This is a genomic window from Kluyvera sp. EC_51, assembly GCF_019584505.1.
GTDB classification, from domain to species: domain Bacteria; phylum Pseudomonadota; class Gammaproteobacteria; order Enterobacterales; family Enterobacteriaceae; genus Kluyvera; species Kluyvera sichuanensis.
In genome coordinates this window covers 17576-36681 of the sequence record NZ_VDAG01000111.1, presented here as the reverse complement: position 1 = coordinate 36681, position 19106 = coordinate 17576, and the positions used below count along the sequence as shown (strand labels likewise).

17 protein-coding genes are annotated in these 19106 nt (G+C 53.9%); 15 read left to right on the top strand and 2 right to left on the bottom strand.

The window, feature by feature from the left end:
* Positions 1–11: 11 nt before the first annotated feature.
* Both glnD and map read right to left on the bottom strand, forming a co-directional pair.
* Positions 12–2684, bottom strand: coding sequence for a bifunctional uridylyltransferase/uridylyl-removing protein GlnD (gene glnD / locus FHC49_RS21655; protein ID WP_223883250.1), 2673 nt, complete (start codon positions 2682–2684; stop codon positions 12–14).
* Between the two features lie 63 nt (positions 2685–2747).
* Positions 2748–3542, bottom strand: a complete 795-nt coding sequence (map, locus tag FHC49_RS21650) for a type I methionyl aminopeptidase (protein ID WP_035891958.1) — start codon at positions 3540–3542, stop codon at positions 2748–2750.
* A gap of 330 nt (positions 3543–3872) precedes the next feature.
* On the opposite strand from map, the gene rpsB reads away from it, so the two are divergent.
* The 15 genes from rpsB (at position 3873) to rnhB (ending at position 19086) form a co-directional block, all read left to right on the top strand.
* Positions 3873–4598, top strand: a complete 726-nt coding sequence (gene rpsB, locus FHC49_RS21645; protein ID WP_185669223.1) for a 30S ribosomal protein S2 — start codon at positions 3873–3875, stop codon at positions 4596–4598.
* A gap of 136 nt (positions 4599–4734) precedes the next feature.
* On the top strand, positions 4735–5586 hold the full coding sequence (gene tsf / locus FHC49_RS21640) for a translation elongation factor Ts (RefSeq protein WP_185669222.1): 852 nt from the start codon (positions 4735–4737) through the stop codon (positions 5584–5586).
* A 166-nt stretch (positions 5587–5752) separates the two neighbouring features.
* A complete protein-coding gene (pyrH, locus tag FHC49_RS21635; RefSeq protein ID WP_185669221.1) occupies positions 5753–6478 on the top strand; it encodes a UMP kinase in 726 nt (241 codons plus the stop codon).
* Between the two features lie 276 nt (positions 6479–6754).
* Positions 6755–7312: a ribosome recycling factor gene (gene frr, locus FHC49_RS21630; protein ID WP_035891962.1), complete on the top strand. Its 558-nt coding sequence runs from the start codon at positions 6755–6757 to the stop codon at positions 7310–7312.
* 168 nt (positions 7313–7480) lie between these two features.
* Positions 7481–8677, top strand: a complete 1197-nt coding sequence (gene ispC / locus FHC49_RS21625) for a 1-deoxy-D-xylulose-5-phosphate reductoisomerase (protein WP_220440830.1) — start codon at positions 7481–7483, stop codon at positions 8675–8677.
* Positions 8678–8914: 237 nt separating this feature from the next.
* Positions 8915–9673 (top strand): (2E,6E)-farnesyl-diphosphate-specific ditrans,polycis-undecaprenyl-diphosphate synthase, encoded by a 759-nt coding sequence (ispU, locus tag FHC49_RS21620; RefSeq protein ID WP_185669219.1) that lies wholly within the window; start codon positions 8915–8917, stop codon positions 9671–9673.
* A gap of 12 nt (positions 9674–9685) precedes the next feature.
* On the top strand, positions 9686–10543 hold the full coding sequence (gene cdsA / locus FHC49_RS21615; protein ID WP_185669218.1) for a phosphatidate cytidylyltransferase: 858 nt from the start codon (positions 9686–9688) through the stop codon (positions 10541–10543).
* Positions 10544–10554: 11 nt separating this feature from the next.
* Positions 10555–11907 (top strand): sigma E protease regulator RseP, encoded by a 1353-nt coding sequence (gene rseP / locus FHC49_RS21610; RefSeq protein WP_185669217.1) that lies wholly within the window; start codon positions 10555–10557, stop codon positions 11905–11907.
* Between the two features lie 31 nt (positions 11908–11938).
* Positions 11939–14353, top strand: coding sequence for an outer membrane protein assembly factor BamA (gene bamA / locus FHC49_RS21605; RefSeq protein WP_185669216.1), 2415 nt, complete (start codon positions 11939–11941; stop codon positions 14351–14353).
* A 126-nt stretch (positions 14354–14479) separates the two neighbouring features.
* Complete coding sequence (skp, locus tag FHC49_RS21600) at positions 14480–14965, top strand: molecular chaperone Skp (protein ID WP_035891968.1); 486 nt, start codon at positions 14480–14482, stop codon at positions 14963–14965.
* A 3-nt stretch (positions 14966–14968) separates the two neighbouring features.
* On the top strand, positions 14969–15994 hold the full coding sequence (gene lpxD, locus FHC49_RS21595) for a UDP-3-O-(3-hydroxymyristoyl)glucosamine N-acyltransferase (RefSeq protein WP_185669215.1): 1026 nt from the start codon (positions 14969–14971) through the stop codon (positions 15992–15994).
* A 103-nt stretch (positions 15995–16097) separates the two neighbouring features.
* Positions 16098–16553 (top strand): 3-hydroxyacyl-ACP dehydratase FabZ, encoded by a 456-nt coding sequence (fabZ, locus tag FHC49_RS21590; protein WP_004145858.1) that lies wholly within the window; start codon positions 16098–16100, stop codon positions 16551–16553.
* A 3-nt stretch (positions 16554–16556) separates the two neighbouring features.
* Positions 16557–17345 carry an acyl-ACP--UDP-N-acetylglucosamine O-acyltransferase gene (gene lpxA / locus FHC49_RS21585; protein WP_220440829.1) on the top strand — a complete coding sequence of 263 codons (789 nt, stop codon included), beginning with the start codon at positions 16557–16559 and terminating at the stop codon, positions 17343–17345.
* The gene (gene lpxB, locus FHC49_RS21580) at positions 17345–18493 is read left to right on the top strand and encodes a lipid-A-disaccharide synthase (RefSeq protein ID WP_185669213.1); all 1149 of its coding nucleotides are present in this window, start codon (positions 17345–17347) and stop codon (positions 18491–18493) included. The genes lpxA and lpxB overlap by 1 nt, the downstream gene beginning before the upstream one ends.
* Complete coding sequence (gene rnhB, locus FHC49_RS21575; protein ID WP_220440828.1) at positions 18490–19086, top strand: ribonuclease HII; 597 nt, start codon at positions 18490–18492, stop codon at positions 19084–19086. The genes lpxB and rnhB overlap by 4 nt, the downstream gene beginning before the upstream one ends.
* The last annotated feature ends 20 nt before the right edge of the window (positions 19087–19106 follow it).

Here is a 19106-nt window from a genome sequence, read left to right as displayed (position 1 = left end):
AAAAAAATACGTCACCCTTTATCGTTTGGATTGAGGGCTGCTGTCAACCGTTGTTGCACTTCTTGCTGGAGCACATTATTAAGTGCACGCCGGTCGGCGGTGGCGATTATAAATAAATCTTCTACTCGTTCACCAATTGTCGTAATTCTCGCCCCGTGGAGCGAGATCCCGAGGTCGGCAAACACCTGGCCGACGCGAGCAAGCAGGCCGGGTTGGTCGAGCGCGATAAGCTCGAGGAACGATTTCCGGTCGGTGTGGGTCGGCAGGAAATTGACCTCGGTATCGACCGAGAAGTGGCGCAGTTTTGCTGCCTGACGACGTGGCTGCGGTGGCTGCCAGCTGCGCTGGGTGATCGCCTGCTCCAGCCCAAAGCGGATGGCTTCGTGGCGGTCGCCGGAGAGCGGGCTGCCGTCTGGCTCAAGGACGATAAACGAGTCCATCGCCATGCCGTCGCGGGTGGTGAAAATCTGTGCGTCATGGACGCTGAGGTTACGGCGGTCAAGCTCGGCGCACACGGCGGCAAACAGATAGGGGCGGTCCGGGCTCCAGATAAAGATCTCCGTACCGCCGCGGGTGGCCTGCGGGCTAAGCAGGATCATCGGTTGCGTCAGATCGTGTTTCAGCAAATGGCGGGCATGCCACGCAAGCTGGTTCGGCGTATGGCGCACAAAGTAGTTGGCGCGGCAGCGGTTCCAGATTTGGTGCAGCGCTTCTTCGTTGATGTTGTCCATACGCAGCAACGCCAGCGCCTGCATCTGATGGTGACGAACACGCTCGCGCATATCCGGCGTGTTCTGCATCCCACGACGCAACTGTTTCTCGGTGGCGAAGTAGAGTTCGCGCAGCAGGCTCTGCTTCCAACTATTCCACAGGGTTTCGTTGGTGGCGCAGATATCGGCAACCGTCAGGCACACCAGGAAGCGCAGGCGATGCTCGGTCTGCACCTCTTCGGCAAACTGTTTAATGACTTCTGGGTCCTGAATATCGCGGCGCTGTGCGGTGACCGACATCAACAGATGCTGACGTACCAGCCAGGCGACCAGTTGGGTTTCCCGCGAGTTCAGGCCGTGCAGCTCGGCGAACTTCAGGACATCCTGTGCGCCGAGAATGGAGTGGTCGCCGCCGCGCCCTTTGGCGATATCGTGGAACAGGGCGGCAATCAGGATAAGTTCCGGATGATTTAGCCGCGGCCAGAGGTCGACGCACAGCGGATGGCGCGGGCGCGTCTCTTCGTGGGCAAAGCTCTCAAGCTTCAGCATCACGCGAATCGTATGTTCATCCACGGTGTAGGCATGGAACAGGTCAAACTGCATCTGACCGACGATATAGGACCACTGTGGCATATAGGCCCACAGCACGCTGTGACGGTGCATCGGCAGCAGGCCACGGCTGACGGCGCCCTGGTGGCGAAGCATGCTCAGGAACAGCTCACGCGCTTCCGGGATATAGCACAGTGGCTGGCTGAGGTGGCGACGCGCATGACGTAGATGACGTAGCGTGGTCGAGTAAATACCGGTAATGCTGCTGTTACGCACCATGATGTGGAACATGCGCAGAATGGCCTGCGGCTCGCGGATGAACAGGGTATCGTCGCGCAGATCGATAAGCGTGCCGCGCAGCTGGAAGTCATCGTCAATCGCCCGCGGCTTTTCATCTTCGGTGAGCGCGAGGATCGCCTCATCGAACAGCTGTAGCAGCATGTGATTCAGCTCGCCGACGCGGCGAGTGACGCGATAGAAGTCCTTCATCATGTGTTCGATTGGCTGGTTGCCTTCGCCTTCGTACTTCAGACGATGGGCCACGCTAAGCTGGCGGTCGAACAGCAGACGGTTATCATAGCGGTTGAGTTCAAGATGCAGGGCGAAACGGATGCGCCATAGCAGGTGCAAGCACTCGTTCAGCTCATTACGCTCCGCTTCGGTCAGGAAGCCAAAGCTCACCATTTCGTCGAGCGAGGTGGCGCCAAAGTGACGGCGGGCGACCCACTGAATGGTGTGGATGTCGCGTAGGCCGCCGGGGCTGCTTTTAATGTCCGGTTCGAGGTTGTAACTGGTGCCGTGATAGCGCTGGTGGCGCGTTTCCTGCTCGGCGACTTTGGCCGGGAAGAAGTTCTCTGACGGCCAGAAGCCCTCGCTGAAGATATGTTTCTGCAGCTCAAGGAACAGCGCCACGTCGCCAATCAGCAGGCGTGATTCAATCAGGTTGGTGGCGACAGTCAAGTCTGATAAGCCTTCCAACAGGCACTCTTCCAGCGTACGTACGCTGTGGCCCACTTCCAGCTTGATGTCCCACAGCAGCGTCAGCAGTTCGCCAATTTTTTGCGCCTGCTCATCGGGCAGCTTTTTACGGCTCAGAATCAGCAGGTCAACGTCGGAAAGCGGGTGCAGCTCGCCGCGACCGTAGCCGCCAACGGCAACCAGCGCAGCGTCATCCACTTCGCCAAAGCCGTACAGCAGCCACAGCCGCTGCAGCAGTTGGTCGATAAACTCGGTACGCGCTTCAATCAACACCTCGGCAGAGATGCCTTCATCAAAAGCGACCCCCAGCCAGCGCTGGAATTCATCGAGATGCATTTTGATATCGGCGCAGTTCAGGCTGCTTTCGGGCCAACTGACGGGGTTCTCCGGCTGACCGGGCAGAGCAGGGAGGATTGTACAAGCCAGTTCTGGTATGGAGTTACTCATCGCGCGCCGCCCATAAGAAAAAACTATCACCCATTAAAAAAGCCGGCATTCGCCGGCTCTTCGTTATTCGTTGTGCGAGATTATCGCCGGGATGGTGTCATCCTTGCGTAACGTCAGTATTTCGCAGCCGTTGTCTGTCACCACAATAGTATGCTCGTACTGCGCAGACAAGCTTCGGTCTTTGGTTTTTACCGTCCAGCCGTCTTTCATGGTGCGGATCTCTTTCTTACCCGCGTTCACCATCGGTTCGATGGTGAAGGTCATGCCCTGCTTCAGCACCACGTCGGTTTCGCGAGAATCATAGTGCAGTACCTGCGGCTCTTCATGGAAGCCGCGGCCAATGCCGTGACCGCAGTATTCGCGCACGACGGAGAAACCTTCCGCTTCCACAAACTTCTGGATAGCGGCGCCGATTTCGCGCAGGTTCACGCCCGGTTTCACCATTTTCAGCGCGACGTAGAGGCTTTCCTGAGTCACGCGGCACAGACGCTCGCCCAGAATGGTGGGTTTACCGACGATAAACATTTTTGAGGTGTCACCGTGGAATTCGTCTTTGATGACCGTGACGTCGATGTTGACGATATCGCCGTCTTTCAGGTGTTTTTCGTCATCCGGGATACCGTGACATACCACTTCATTAATGGAGATGCAGACGGATTTCGGGAAACCGTGGTAGTTCAGGCAGGCGGAGACCGCTTTCTGCTCGTTGACGATATAGTCATTGCAGATGCGGTCCAGTTCGCCGGTAGTCACGCCAGGCTTCACGTACGGTTCGATCATTTCCAGCACTTCGGCGGCCAGACGGCCGGCAACGCGCATTTTTTCAATATCTTCAGGGGTCTTAATAGAAATCGCCATGGAATATGTCCATCAGTGTCGATTTTTTCGACAATAATTGAGTGTTAGTAATGTCAATGTTAACAGCCAGAAGTGCCCTGTGCCAAATTGAGAATCATTCTGAACTTCGCCTTTCGTGCCCTGCGCAATGATAACAACTGTTGGTGTCGGCATCGTTTTTATGGTATAAAGCGCGCCGAACTTCCGTTCATTGTTTTGTCCGGAAGCGACAAATCTCACTTTGTGTAAATAACACACACGTATCGGCACATATTCCGGGGTGCCCTTCGGGGTCGGTAATATGGGATACGTGGAGGCATAACCCCAACTTAATCTATAGAGGTTTTAACCATGGCAACTGTTTCCATGCGCGACATGCTCAAGGCTGGTGTTCACTTCGGTCACCAGACCCGTTACTGGAACCCGAAAATGAAGCCTTTCATCTTCGGCGCTCGTAACAAAGTTCACATCATCAACCTTGAGAAAACTGTACCAATGTTCAACGAAGCTCTGGCTGAACTGAACAAGATCTCCGCTCGTAAAGGTAAAATCCTTTTCGTTGGTACTAAGCGCGCTGCAAGCGAAGCTGTGAAAGAAGCTGCTAACAGCTGCGACCAGTTCTTCGTGAACCATCGCTGGCTGGGCGGTATGCTGACTAACTGGAAAACCGTTCGTCAGTCCATCAAACGTCTGAAAGATCTGGAAACTCAGTCTCAGGACGGTACTTTCGACAAGCTGACCAAGAAAGAAGCGCTGATGCGTACTCGTGAGCTGGCGAAACTGGAAAACAGCCTGGGCGGTATTAAAGACATGGGCGGCCTGCCGGACGCACTGTTCGTTATCGATGCTGACCATGAACACATTGCTATCAAAGAAGCGAACAACCTGGGTATCCCAGTATTCTCTATCGTTGATACCAACTCTGATCCAGATGGCGTTGACTTCGTTATCCCTGGTAACGACGATGCAATCCGTGCTGTGACCCTGTACCTGAGCGCAGTTGCTGCTACCGTTCGTGAAGGCCGTTCTTCTGATCTGGCTTCCCAGGCGGAAGAAAGCTTCGTAGAAGCTGAGTAATAAGGCACGCTCGAAAGAGCCCTTATAAACCAGGTAGTAACACGTTTGGTTAGGGGGCCTGTTTATGGCCCCCTTTTTCACTTTTAAATCTGTGCGGTTTATCGCCGGGCAGATCAAATCTTCCGAGGATTTTAGAATGGCTGAAATTACCGCTTCCCTGGTAAAAGAGCTGCGTGAGCGTACTGGCGCAGGCATGATGGATTGCAAAAAAGCCCTGACTGAAGCTAATGGCGACATCGAGCTGGCAATCGAAAACATGCGTAAATCCGGTGCTATCAAAGCAGCGAAAAAAGCAGGCAACGTTGCTGCTGACGGCGTGATCAAAACCAAAATCAATGGCAACATCGCCTTCATTCTGGAAGTTAACTGCCAGACTGACTTCGTTGCTAAAGACTCCGGTTTCCAGGCATTTGCTGACAAAGTTCTGGACGCAGCTGTTGCTGGTAACATCACCGACGTTGACGTTCTGAAAGCACAGTTCGAAGAAGAACGCGTTGCGCTGGTTGCTAAAATCGGTGAGAACATCAACATCCGTCGCGTTGCTTCCCTGGAAGGCGAAGTTCTGGGCAACTACCAGCACGGCGCACGTATCGGTGTTCTGGTTGCTGCTAAAGGCGCTGACGAAGAGCTGGTTAAACAGCTGGCAATGCACGTTGCTGCAAGCAAGCCAGAATTCGTTAAACCAGAAGACGTATCCGCTGAAGTGGTAGAGAAAGAATACCAGGTACAGCTGGACATCGCGATGCAGTCTGGTAAGCCAAAAGAAATCGCAGAGAAAATGGTTGAAGGCCGCATGAAGAAATTCACCGGCGAAGTTTCTCTGACTGGCCAGCCATTCGTTATGGATCCAAGCAAGTCTGTTGGTCAGCTGCTGAAAGAGCACAACGCTGACGTAACTGGCTTCATCCGCTTCGAAGTGGGCGAAGGCATCGAGAAAGTTGAGACTGACTTCGCAGCAGAAGTTGCTGCAATGTCCAAGCAGTCTTAATTGCTGTAAAGGAGCCGCCTGAGGGCGGCTCTCTTTTGTGCGCTAAAGGTTAACGCACAAAATCGTCATGTGAGAATCAGCCAGCTCCTATAGGGACGCTCTGGCAAGGAACGCATGATGTCACCAGAATTTTTACCATCCCAATCGTGACACTCCAGGAAAGAAAATGGCTACCAACGCAAAACCTGTCTACAAACGTATTCTGCTCAAGCTTAGCGGTGAAGCATTGCAGGGGACTGAAGGCTTCGGTATTGACGCAAGTATTCTTGACCGCATGGCGCAAGAGATTAAAGAACTTGTTGAGCTGGGCATCCAGGTGGGTGTCGTCATTGGTGGTGGCAACCTGTTCCGCGGTGCGGGTCTGGCGAAAGCGGGTATGAACCGCGTTGTGGGCGACCACATGGGCATGCTGGCAACGGTAATGAACGGCCTGGCAATGCGTGACGCACTGCATCGCGCCTATGTGAACGCCCGCCTGATGTCAGCAATTCCGCTGAATGGCGTTTGCGACAACTACAGCTGGGCAGAGGCTATCAGCCTGCTGCGTAACAACCGCGTCGTGATTCTGTCCGCCGGTACCGGCAACCCGTTCTTTACCACGGACTCTGCAGCCTGCCTGCGCGGCATCGAAATTGAAGCCGACGTGGTACTGAAAGCAACCAAAGTTGACGGCGTGTTCACCGCTGACCCAGCAAAAGATCCGTCTGCCACCATGTATGAGCAGCTGACCTACACCGAAGTGCTGGATAAAGAACTGAAAGTCATGGATCTGGCGGCCTTTACGCTGGCTCGTGACCACAAATTGCCAATTCGCGTATTCAACATGAATAAACCAGGTGCACTGCGTCGTGTGGTGATGGGCGAAAAAGAAGGCACTTTAATTACGGAATAATTTCCGTTGCGGCCATTTCCGGGTAAGATTCGCGTTTATCCGGCAGAATTGATTCATACTCTATGGATTTCGAGCTGCGGGAAGGCGGCAAGTGAGGGAATCCCGATGAGCTTACTCTAGTAAGTGATTCGGGTGAGCGAATGCAGCCAACGCCCCCGCAGCTTGAAAGACGACGAGTATATTCTGTGGCATGATTTAAACGAGACTATACTTAGCGCATTCATAGCAATGTGTCATTGTCTGGTCGACTGAGACTAGTTTTCAAGGATTCGTAACGTGATTAGCGATATCAGAAAAGATGCTGAAGTACGCATGGACAAATGTGTAGAAGCATTCAAAAACCAAATCAGCAAAATTCGCACGGGTCGTGCTTCTCCTAGCCTGCTGGACGGCATTGTCGTTGAGTATTACGGCACCGCTACGCCGCTGCGTCAACTGGCAAGCGTCACCGTAGAAGATACCCGTACCCTGAAAATCAACGTATTCGACCGCTCTATGGGTCCTGCTGTTGAGAAAGCGATTATGGCGTCTGACCTCGGTCTGAACCCAAGCTCCGCGGGCACCGACATTCGCGTTCCGCTGCCTCCGCTGACCGAAGAGCGTCGTAAAGACCTGACTAAAATCGTCCGTGGCGAAGCTGAACAGGCGCGCGTTTCCGTGCGTAACGTTCGTCGTGATGCGAACGATAAAGTGAAGGCGCTGCTGAAAGACAAAGAGATCAGCGAAGATGACGATCGCCGTTCTCAGGAAGACGTACAAAAACTGACCGACGTTGCTATCAAGAAAATTGAAGCGGCGCTGGCTGAGAAAGAAGCGGAACTGATGCAGTTCTAAGCTGTGTAAGTTGTGCGATGAACGCCGTACAGGAAGCATTAGTGCTTTGCTGGCGGCGTTTTGCTTTTACTCGTCGTCTTTCAAGCCGCAGGTGCGTTGGCTGCGCTCACTTGCTGCCTTCCTACCGCTTGAAATCCATAGAGTAAATCTATCTATCCGGAATATCTCATGAAGCAATTAACTGTCCTGGGCTCAACGGGCTCTATTGGTTGCAACACGCTGGACGTGGTGCGTCACAACCGTGAACGTTTTGCGGTAACGGCGCTGGTGGCAGGTAAAAACGTCGAGCGGATGGTTGAACAGTGCCTGGAGTTTGCCCCTCGCTATGCGGTAATGGATGACGCGAAGAGCGCCGATGCGGTGAAGCTGGCGCTGCGTGAGCACGGCAGCCGTACGGAAGTGCTTTGCGGGCAGCAGGCGGCGTGTGATGTTGCGGCTCTGGATGAGGTCGATCAGGTGATGGCGGCTATCGTTGGTGCTGCGGGGCTGCTGCCGACGCTCTCGGCTATTCGTGCAGGCAAAACCATCCTGCTGGCGAACAAAGAGTCGCTGGTGACCTGTGGACGTCTGTTCCTGGAGGCGGTAAAAGCGCATCGCGCGCAGCTCCTGCCGGTTGATAGCGAGCATAACGCCATCTTTCAGAGTTTACCGCAAAGTTTTCAGTCCGACTTAGGGTACGCTGACCTTGAGCAGCATGGGGTGTCATCCATTTTGCTTACCGGGTCAGGTGGCCCGTTCCGTGAGACGCCAATCAGCGATCTCGGCGCAATGACGCCGGATCAGGCTTGCCGTCATCCGAACTGGTCGATGGGACGTAAAATCTCCGTCGACTCGGCCACTATGATGAATAAAGGTCTGGAATACATCGAAGCCCGCTGGCTGTTTAATGCTTCAGCTAAGCAGATGGAAGTACTGATTCATCCTCAGTCGGTGATTCACTCAATGGTGCGGTACCAGGACGGCAGCGTACTGGCGCAGCTGGGTGAGCCTGATATGCGGACGCCGATCGCCAATACTATGGCGTGGCCTCATCGCGTCGTTTCCGGCGCGAAGCCGTTAGATTTCTGCAAGATGGGCGCATTAAGCTTCTCCGAACCGGATTATGCTCGCTACCCTTGTCTGAAGCTGGCGATGGAGGCTTTCGAGCAGGGGCAGGCGGCAACAACGGCGCTGAACGCGGCGAACGAAGTCTCAGTAGCGGCGTTCCTTGACGGCCAAATCCGCTTTACCGATATTGCCAACGTCAATCTGGCGGTGCTCAATCATCTTAACCACCGGGAACCGCAAAGTGTGGAAGAGGTGCTGGCGATTGATGCCAGGGCACGCGAAGAGGCGGCTACCCAGACGAAACTTTTCGTCAGGTAATGAGAGCCGAATCAGCATACAACCCGTCACGGCATTTGTTAGCATCTGGCTTCAGTGATATAGTCTGCGCCACCCAATTGCCGTGCGTTTTCGCCGGGGGGTTGGGAGAGCCGTGATTTAGCACGGCTTTTTTGCGAGACAAAGATACGTAAAATCATCCGGGTTTGCCTGGAGGATGAAGTGTATAGCTGTATTCCGGGGTACCGCTCATCCCTTTTCATGGATTAAAAACGCGTTATGTTGTCTGCTAATCAACCAACCAGCGAGAATCAGCCAGCCCACGGTTGCCGTCATGTGGCGATCATTATGGATGGCAATGGTCGCTGGGCGAAAAAGCAAGGTAAGATTCGCGCCTTTGGCCACAAAGCCGGGGCGAAATCCGTGCGCCGTGCCGTATCCTACGCGGCTAGCAACGGTATAGAAGCATTAACGCTATACGCATTCAGCAGTGAAAACTGGAATCGCCCTGAGCAAGAGGTGAGTGCGTTGATGGAGCTGTTCGTCTGGGCGCTGGACAGCGAAGTGAAAAGTCTGCACCGTCATAACGTTCGGTTGCGGATCATTGGCGATACCCGTCGGTTTAATTCGCGCCTGCAGGAGCGAATCCGCAAAGCCGAAGCGCTGACGGAAAATAATACGGGGTTAACATTGAACATCGCGGCTAACTATGGCGGCCGATGGGATATTGTTCAGGGAGTTCAGCGCTTAGCCGAACAGGTTCAGGAAGGGGAGCTCCGCCCCGATCAAATTAGTGAAGAGCTGCTGTCTCAGCAGATCTGCATGCATGAACTGGCTCCCGTTGATTTAGTGATTAGGACCGGGGGAGAGCATCGAATCAGTAATTTTCTTATCTGGCAAATCGCCTATGCTGAACTTTACTTTACTGATGTTCTTTGGCCCGATTTCGATGAACAAGACTTTGAAGGTGCGCTGCATGCTTTCGCCAATCGCGAACGACGTTTCGGTGGCACCGAGCCTGGTGGCGACAAGGCCTGATGGGGGTAGCTTTTGCTGAAGTATCGCCTGATTTCTGCATTAATCTTAATACCGGTTGTTATTGCAGCCCTATTTCTGCTGCCGCCCGGCGGCTTCGCTATTGTCACGCTGGTGGTGTGTATGCTGGCGGCATGGGAATGGGGGCAATTAAGCGGTTTCACCTCGCGGACACAACGCGTGTGGCTGGCGGTACTCTGTGGCCTGTTGCTAGCGGTGATGCTCTTCTTAATTCCGGAATATCACCATAATATCCATCAGCCGGTGGTAGAAACCTCGCTGTGGGCCTCCCTAATTTGGTGGGTGGTGGCCTTACTGCTGGTGCTTTCTTATCCTGGCTCCGCCGCTATCTGGCGCCAATCCAAAGCGCTGCGCCTGATTTTTGGCATCGTCACTATCGTTCCTTTCTTCTGGGGCATGCTGGCACTGCGTTCCTGGCATTATGATGAAAACCACTACAGCGGCGCACTGTGGCTGCTTTACGTCATGATTCTGGTTTGGGGCGCGGACTCTGGCGCCTATATGTTTGGCAAGCTGTTTGGCAAACATAAGCTGGCACCGAAAGTTTCTCCGGGGAAAACCTGGCAAGGATTCTTCGGCGGCCTGGTCACGGCGGCAATCATTTCCTGGGCCTATGGCCTGTGGGCAAATCTGGACGTCGCCCCATCCACACTGTTAACCTGTTCCATCGTGGCAGCGCTGGCCTCCGTTTTGGGCGATCTCACTGAGAGCATGTTCAAACGTGAAGCTGGTATCAAAGATAGCGGTCATCTGATCCCCGGTCACGGTGGCATCCTTGATCGCATTGACAGCCTGACGGCGGCGGTTCCGGTCTTCGCCTGCTTGCTGCTGCTAGTTTTCAGGACGATTTAACGGATGGACTTATGCTGAGCATTCTCTGGAACCTTGCCGCGTTTATTATCGCGCTAGGGATATTGATCACCGTACATGAATTTGGTCATTTCTGGGTCGCTCGGCGCTGTGGTATCCGTGTAGAGCGCTTTTCCATAGGCTTTGGTAAAGCGCTCTGGCGCCGCGTGGACAAACGCGGCACCGAATTTGTTATCGCCCTTATCCCGCTTGGCGGCTACGTCAAAATGCTTGATGAGCGCGTTGACGCGGTGGCACCCGAGATGCGCCATATGGCGTTTAATCACAAAACGGTCGGCCAGCGTGCCGCCGTTATTGCTGCCGGGCCTATCGCCAACTTCCTCTTTGCTATCTTCGCCTATTGGCTGGTGTTTATCATCGGCGTCCCGGCTGTTCGTCCGGTAGTTGGCGAAATAACCGCCAACTCCATCGCCGCAGAAGCACAAATTGCACCAGGCACGGAACTAAAAGCCGTTGACGGTATCGAAACGCCTGACTGGGATGCTGTGCGCATGGCGTTAGTGGCGAAAATTGGTGATGACAGTACCACCCTCACCGTAGCCCCTTTCGGCAGCGACCAGCGGCAGGATAAAATCCTTAATCTGCGTCATTGGGCGTTCGAGCCGGATAAGCAAGACCCGGTCACGACGCTCGGTATTCATCCTCGTGGTGCGCAAATTGAACCGGTGCTGGCAGAAGTGCAATCTGACTCTGCGGCGCGTAAAGCCGGTTTACAAGCAGGGGATCGGATCGTTACAGTCAACGGTCAACCGCTGACGCAGTGGATGACGTTTGTCACGCTGGTGCGTGACAATCCAGGCAAGGCATTACCGCTAGAGATCGAAAGGCAGGGGAGTCTCTTGTCTTTAACTCTGATACCGGATACAAAACACGGTAGCGGAAAAACAGAAGGGTTTGCAGGGGTAGTACCAAAGGTTATCCCGCTGCCTGAGGAATATAAAACAGTGCGCCAGTATGGACCGTTCAGCGCTATCGTCGAAGCCACGGAAAAAACCGGGCAGTTGATGAAGCTGACCGTCAGTATGCTGGGAAAATTGATCACCGGTGACGTCAAACTGAACAACCTCAGTGGGCCGATTTCGATCGCCCAGGGGGCTGGGATGTCTGCGGAGTATGGGCTGATTTACTACCTGATGTTTCTTGCACTCATCAGCGTGAATTTAGGCATAATCAACCTGTTCCCGCTCCCTGTATTAGATGGGGGACACTTGCTGTTTTTAGCGATTGAGAAGCTGAAAGGCGGCCCGGTATCCGAGCGAGTTCAAGACTTTAGTTACCGCATCGGCTCGATCCTGCTGATGATGTTAATGGGGCTTGCACTTTTCAATGATTTCTCTCGGTTGTAAGAGAGTTAGTTAGGAAGAACGCATAATAACGATGGCGATGAAAAAGTTGCTTATAGCGTCGCTGCTGTTTAGCAGCGCAACCGTATACGGTGCTGACGGGTTCGTAGTGAAGGACATTCATTTCGAAGGCTTGCAGCGTGTCGCTGTTGGTGCGGCCCTTCTCAGTATGCCAGTACGTCCTGGCGATACCGTCTCTGATGATGATATCAGTAACACTATTCGCGCCCTGTTTGCCACGGGCAACTTTGAGGACGTTCGCGTTCTGAGAGACGGCGATGTGTTACTGGTGCAGGTCAAAGAACGCCCAACGATCGCCAGCATCACCTTCTCCGGCAACAAGTCGGTGAAAGATGACATGCTGAAGCAGAACCTTGAGGCTTCAGGTGTCCGTGTTGGTGAATCTCTCGACCGTACAACCCTGTCCGATATCGAAAAAGGACTGGAAGATTTCTACTACAGCGTCGGTAAGTACAGCGCGAGCGTGAAGGCGGTTGTTACGCCACTGCCGCGTAACCGTGTCGACCTGAAGCTGGTCTTCCAGGAAGGGGTTTCCGCCCAGATTCAACAGATCAACATCGTCGGTAACCATGCGTTCAGTACCGAAGATCTGATCTCAACCTTCCAGCTGCGCGACGAAGTGCCGTGGTGGAACGTGGTCGGCGATCGTAAATACCAGAAACAGAAGCTGGCGGGCGACCTTGAAACCCTGCGCAGCTACTACCTGGATCGCGGTTACGCCCGTTTCAACATCGATTCCACGCAGGTGAGCCTGACGCCGGACAAAAAAGGCATCTACATCACCGTTAACATCACCGAAGGCGACCAGTACAAACTGTCTGGCGTGCAGGTGACGGGTAACCTGGCGGGGCATTCGGCTGAAATTGAAGGCCTGACCAAGATTGAACCAGGTGAGCTCTATAACGGCGCGAAAGTGACCAAAATGGAAGATAACATTAAGAAACTTCTTGGTCGCTACGGCTACGCGTATCCACGCGTACAGTCTCAGCCTGAAATCAACGACACGGATAAAACCGTTAAGCTGCATATCAACGTTGATGCGGGTAACCGTTTCTACGTGCGTAACATTCGCTTTGAAGGCAACGACACCTCGAAAGATTCCGTTCTGCGTCGCGAAATGCGCCAGATGGAAGGGGCGTGGCTGGGCGGTGATTTAGTCGACCAGGGTAAAGATCGTCTGAACCGTCTGGGCTATTTTGAAACCGTCGACACCGAAACCCAACGCGTGCCGGGCAGCCCGGATCAGGTGGATGTGGTTTACAAGGTGAAAGAGCGTAATACCGGTAGCTTCAACTTCGGTGTGGGCTACGGTACGGAAAGCGGCGTGAGCTTCCAGGCAGGCGTTCAGCAGGATAACTGGTTAGGTACCGGTTACTCTGTCGGTATCAACGGTACCAAGAACGACTACCAGACCTATACCGAACTTTCTGTGACCAACCCGTACTTTACGGTGGATGGTGTTAGCCTTGGTGGCCGTCTCTTCTACAATGACTTTAAAGCGGATGATGCTGACCTGTCGTCCTATACCAACAAAAGTTATGGTGTAGACGGTACGCTGGGCTTCCCGATTAACGAATACAACTCACTGCGTGCGGGTCTGGGCTACGTCCACAACGACCTGTCCAATATGGAACCGCAGGTGGCGATGTGGCGTTATCTGAATTCAATCGGTCAGAACCCGGGTACGACTAGCGACAATAACGGGTTTACGGCAGATGACTTCACCTTTAACTACGGTTGGACCTATAACCGACTCGACCGCGGGTATTTCCCGACGGACGGCTCGCGCGTCAACCTGAACGGTAAAGTCACTATCCCGGGCTCCGATAACGAGTTCTATAAAGTTACGCTGGATACGGCATCCTACTTCCCGCTGGATGACGATCACAAGTGGGTGGTTCTGGGGCGTACCAAGTGGGGCTACGGTGATGGTTTAGGCGGTAAAGAACTGCCGTTCTATGAGAACTTCTATGCCGGTGGTTCCAGTACCGTGCGTGGCTTCCAGTCCAACACCATTGGTCCGAAAGCGGTCTATAACGGTGGGCCAGGGTTGGATAACTGCGATCAGCAGAGCGGCACTTACTGTAACTCTGACGATGCGGTCGGTGGTAACGCCATGGGTGTGGCCAGCCTTGAGCTGATCGTCCCAACGCCGTTTATCAGCGATAAATACGCGAACTCGGTGCGTACTTCATTCTTCTGGGATGCGGGTACCGTTTGGGACACCAACTGGCAGAACACGACTGCTATGAAAAATGCGGGCGTTCCAGACTACAGCGATCCGAGCAATATCCGTATGTCCGCGGGTATCGCATTACAATGGATGTCCCCATTAGGGCCGTTGGTCTTCTCCTACGCCCAGCCGTATAAGAAATACGAGGGAGACAAATCCGAGCAGTTCCAGTTTAACATTGGTAAAACCTGGTAATTGCTCTTTGCAAAGGAATGCAAGTTCAGTGTAGTTTTGCTGGCATTAGGCGATAGCGTCAAGGTGGCTTCGGCCACCAAAAGAACAGTACCCTCGGGTACATATGGGATGGTAAGGAGTATTATTGTGAAAAAGTGGTTAGTCGCTGCAGGTCTGGGTTTAGCAATGGCTGCATCTGCTCAAGCAGCAGACAAAATTGCAATTGTTAATATGGGTAGCCTGTTCCAGCAAGTTGCACAGAAAACTGGCGTTTCCAGTACCCTGGAAAACGAATTCAAAGGCCGTGCTGGCGAACTTCAGCGCATGGAAGGTGACCTGCAGTCTAAAATGCAGCGTCTGCAGTCTATGAAAGCAGGTGCCGATCGCACCAAGCTGGAAAAAGACATCACTTCCCAGCGTCAGACTTTCTCCCAGAAAGCACAGTCCTTTGAACAGGACCGTCAGCGTCGCACCAACGAAGAACGTGGCAAACTGGTTACTCGTATCCAGACTGCTGTGAAATCCGTTGCTGCCAGCCAGAGCATTGACCTGGTTGTTGATGCTAACGCCGTTGCATTCAACAGCAGCGATGTGAAAGACATCACCGCTGATGTACTGAAACAGGTTAAATAAGTAATGCCTTCAATTCGACTGGCTGACTTAGCTCAGCAGTTGGATGCGGAATTACACGGTGATGGCGATATCGTCATCACCGCTGTCGCGTCCATGCAATCCGCTAAAGCGGGTCAAATCACGTTTCTGGTTAACCCTAAGTACCGTGATCACCTGTCTGCGTGCGAAGCGTCGGCGATTGTCCTGACGCAAGATTTACTGCCTTTTGCCAAAGGCGCTGCGCTGGTAGTGAAGAATCCCTACCTGACTTACGCACGCATGGCTCAAATTTTAGATACCACGCCACAGCCGGCGCAAGCTATTGCCCCGAGCGCGGTCATTAGTCCGTCTGCGGTACTCGGTAACAACGTCTCCATCGGCGCGAATGCGGTGATTGAGTCAGACGTTGTGCTGGGCGATAACGTTGTGATTGGGGCGGGGTGTTTCGTTGGTAAAAAAACGAAAATTGGCGCGGGTTCACGTCTGTGGGCTAACGTCACCATTTACCACGAAGTCGAGATCGGTGAGAATTGCCTTATCCAATCCAGCACCGTGATCGGTGCGGATGGTTTCGGCTATGCCAACGATCGTGGCAACTGGGTGAAGATCCCTCAGCTTGGTCGCGTCATTATTGGCGATCGCGTAGAGATCGGCGCCTGTACGACGATCGACCGCGGTGCGCTTGATGACACGCAGATCGGCAATGGTGTTATCATTGATAACCAGTGCCAGATTGCGCACAACGTGGTGATTGGCGACAATACCGCGGTTGCAGGCGGTGTTATCATGGCCGGTAGCCTGAAAATTGGTCGTTATTGCATGATTGGCGGTGCCAGCGTCATCAACGGTCATATGGAAATTTGCGACAAAGTGACAGTAACCGGTATGGGCATGGTCATGCGTCCTATTACCGAACCAGGCGTTTACTCGTCGGGTATTCCGCTCCAGCCTAATAAGGCATGGCGCAAAACTGCCGCACTGGTGATGAATATTGATGAAATGAGCAAGCGTCTCAAAGCAGTAGAACGCAAGCTTGATAATCAAGACTAATTTTCATCTGTATCGCATAATACTTTCCGGCCTGTCGGCATTCTTGTAATCCGGCAGGCCGTGTTATTATTGCCCCTTAGTATATTTTGACAGGAAGAGTATTTTGACAACTGACACTCATACTCTGCACATTGAAGAGATTTTAGAACTTCTGCCGCACCGTTACCCGTTCTTACTGGTAGACCGCGTGCTGGATTTTGAAGAAGGTCGTTTTCTGCGCGCAGTGAAAAATGTTTCCGTAAATGAGCCGTTTTTCCAGGGCCACTTCCCTGGCAAACCGATTTTACCGGGCGTGCTGATTCTGGAAGCAATGGCACAGGCAACAGGTATTCTGGCGTTTAAAAGCGTTGGTAAACTGGAGCCGGGCGAGCTGTACTACTTTGCTGGCATCGACGAAGCGCGCTTCAAGCGTCCTGTTGTGCCTGGCGATCAGATGATTATGGAAGTCACCTTCGAGAAAACTCGCCGTGGCCTGACTCGCTTTAAAGGCGTTGCGCTGGTAGACGGTAAAGTGGTTTGTGAAGCGACGATGATGTGTGCGCGTAGCCGGGAGGCCTGATCCGTGATTGATAAAACCGCCTTTATCCATCCTACCGCCATTGTGGAAGACGGTGCCGTTATCGGCGCTAATGCCCACATTGGCCCGTTTTGTATTGTGGGGCCAAACGTCGTTATCGGCGAAGGCACCGTACTGAAGTCTCACGTTGTTGTTAACGGCCATACCGCTATTGGGCGTGATAACGAGATCTATCAGTTCGCCTCTATCGGGGAAGTTAACCAGGACCTGAAATATGCTGGTGAACCAACTCGCGTGGAAATTGGCGATCGCAACCGCATTCGCGAAAGCGTCACCATTCACCGTGGCACGGTACAGGGCGGTGGATTGACGAAGGTGGGCAGCGATAACCTGCTGATGATCAACGCCCACGTGGCGCACGATTGCACTGTAGGTAACCGTTGCATCCTTGCCAATAACGCCACGCTCGCGGGCCACGTCTCGCTTGATGATTTCGTTATCATCGGCGGCATGACCGCCGTGCACCAGTTCTGCATTATTGGTGCGCACGTGATGGTTGGCGGCTGTTCTGGCGTTGCTCAGGACGTTCCACCGTACGTTATTGCTCAGGGCAACCACGCGACGCCGTTTGGCGTCAACATCGAAGGCCTGAAGCGCCGCGGCTTTAGCCGCGAAGCAATCACCGCGATCCGCAACGCCTATAAAGCGTTGTACCGCAGTGGCAAAACGTTGGACGAAGTGAAACCGGAAATCGCCGAACTGGCGAAGCAGTATCCGGAAGTTCAGCCATTTAGCGATTTCTTCGCCCGCTCTACGCGTGGCCTGATTCGTTAATGTCTGAGCAGCGTCCGCTAACGATTGCCCTGGTCGCCGGAGAAACCTCCGGCGATATTCTTGGTGCAGGGCTGATTCGCGCCCTCAAGGCGCGAGTTCCCAACGCCCGTTTTGTTGGCGTTGCGGGCCCACGCATGCAGGCTGAAGGTTGCGAAGCCTGGTACGAAATGGAAGAGCTGGCGGTGATGGGCATCGTTGAAGTGCTGGGGCGACTGCGTCGTCTGCTGCACATCCGCGCCGATCTGACCAAACGCTTTACCGATCTCAAGCCCGACGTCTTTGTCGGCATTGATGCCCCCGATTTCAATATCACTCTTGAGGGCAACCTTAAGAAGCAGGGGATCAAAACCATTCACTACGTCAGCCCGTCCGTCTGGGCCTGGCGACAGAAACGCGTCTTCAAAATTGGCAGAGCCACCGACCTGGTGCTCGCATTTCTGCCTTTTGAAAAAGCGTTTTATGACAAATTTAACGTCCCGTGCCGCTTTATCGGTCATACCATGGCGGATGCCATGCCGCTCGATCCGGATAAAAATGCCGCGCGGGATACGCTGGGCATTGCCCACGACGTGCACTGCCTGGCGCTGTTACCCGGTAGCCGCGGTGCTGAAGTGGAAATGCTCAGCGCTGACTTTTTAAAAACCGCGCAGCTTTTGCGTCAGCAGTATCCTGACCTTGAGGTTGTGGTCCCGCTGGTGAATGCAAAGCGTCGCGAACAGTTTGAACGTATCAAGGCCGAAGTGGCACCGGATCTCTCCATCCATATGCTGGATGGTATGGCGCGTGAAGCGATGATCGCCAGCGATGCCGCGCTGCTGGCCTCCGGGACGGCGGCGCTAGAGTGCATGCTGGCGAAATGCCCGATGGTCGTCGGCTATCGTATGAAGCCGTTCACCTTCTGGCTGGCGCAGCGCCTGGTGAAAACCGACTACGTCTCTCTGCCAAATCTGCTCGCCGGCCGCGAGCTGGTGAAAGAGCTGTTGCAGGACGACTGCCAGCCGCAGGCATTAGCCGATGCGCTGCAGCCGCTGCTGGCAAACGGTAAGACCAGCCACGCGATGCACGATACGTTCCGCGACCTGCACCTGCAGATTCGCTGCAATGCGGATGAGCAGGCGGCAGATGCGGTACTGGAGCTTGCACAATGATTGAATTTGAATATCCCCATACCCATTTAGTTGCGGGTGTGGATGAAGTGGGCCGTGGCCCACTGATTGGCGCGGTGGTGACGGCAGCGGTCATCCTCGACCCTGCGCGTCCGATTGTCGGCCTGAACGACTCCAAAAAGCTGAGCGAAAAACGCCGCCTGGCGCTGTTTGATGAAATCAAAGAGAAAGCGCTGTGCTGGAGCCTTGGCCGTGCGGAGCCGCATGAAATCGACGAACTGAATATCCTGCATGCCACCATGCTGGCGATGCAGCGCGCCGTTGCCGGGCTCGCTATCCCGCCGGAATATGTGCTGATCGACGGTAACCGCTGCCCGGCGCTGCCAATGCCGTCTATGGCGGTAGTGAAAGGCGATAGCCGAGTGGCGGAAATCAGCGCCGCGTCTATTCTCGCTAAAGTCACGCGAGACGCCGAAATGACCGAGCTGGATAAAGTGTTCCCGCAGTACGGTTTTGCCCAGCATAAGGGCTATCCAACCGCCTTCCATCTGGAAGCGCTGGCGCAATATGGCGCTACCGAGCATCATCGACGCAGCTTCGCTCCCGTCAAACGTGCACTGGGACTTGCGTCCTGATTCGTGTGTCGTGAATAAGT